General features: G+C 48.6%; 1 protein-coding gene. It reads left to right on the forward strand.

Features of this window, described 5'->3' with window-relative positions:
• A partial coding sequence (locus QUA45_RS28945; protein ID WP_333223399.1) for a zinc-dependent metalloprotease occupies positions 1–1,130 on the forward strand: 1,130 nt, incomplete at both ends.

Below are 1,130 nucleotides of genomic sequence, written 5' to 3' on the forward strand. Positions count from 1 at the left end.
CCTCCCGAATACCGAAACGCAATTCGCGAGGGCGTTTTGGAGTGGAACAAAGCTTTTGAAAAGGCAGGTTTTACTGAGGCAATTCAGGTCAAACAAATGCCGGACAATGCTAAATGGGACCCGGCTGACGTTCGCTACAATACTATCCGCTGGTCGAGTTCTTTTGAGCCTCAGTTTGCCGGCATTGGGCCGTCTCGCACTAACCCGCTGACGGGGGAAATCTTGGATGCTGACATTCTGTTGGATGCTAATGTTGTACGGGAAATCAAACAGGGTTATCGGTCTTTGGTCGAACAAAATAGATCGCTATCTAAGAGTTTTCAAGGGCGAAACGGTTCTAATACTAATCCGTGTCAGTTTGGAATGTATTCTCGCTATTTGAATGTGCTAGAAAATGGGGATTTAGGAAAAAGCAGCGGGGAAAATGGTCGAGGTGGAATTGCTGATGATTTGCCGACTTTGGTAGAAAGATACCAAGAGCAAAAGCGAGAGCCTTTATCGCGGTTGATGTCGAGTTCGGATATGTGTTTTGGGTTAGAATCGAGCCGCCAGTTTGCGATGGGGGCCATGTCGATGGATCTGTTGGAAAATGCAGCGCCTAGCAGTCCGACAATTGACAATTATGTGAATGAATATATCAGATATTTGACGGCGCACGAAGTCGGTCACACTCTTGGTTTGAGGCACAATTTTCACGGGAGTACGATGCTGCAACCGGAGGATTTGAACAATACTCAGGTAACTCGCACCCAAGGTATGGTGGCCTCGGTAATGGATTATGTACCGATTAATTTGGCACCGCAGGGAACTGTGCAGGGCGACTATTTTCCAAACATTGTAGGGCCTTACGACGATTGGGCGATCGAGTATGGTTACAAGGTGATTGGCGGCGCAAACCCGAACAGCGACTTACCAGCGCTGCAACAAATTGCCAGCCGCGCTGCGGAACAGCAATTAGCTTACGCGCCCGATGAGGATTCTGTTGATATTCTCGATCCCGCTGCAAATACCTTCGATCTCAGCGCCAATATGCTGAGGTACTCGCAATGGCAGTTGGATAATGCGAGGGCGATGTGGAAGCGTTTAGAAAAGCGAATTCCGGTTGGGGAAGACGGTTATAACGAACTGCG

This window comes from Microcoleus sp. Pol12A5 (genome assembly GCF_036701435.1).
Lineage (GTDB): Bacteria > Cyanobacteriota > Cyanobacteriia > Cyanobacteriales > Microcoleaceae > Microcoleus.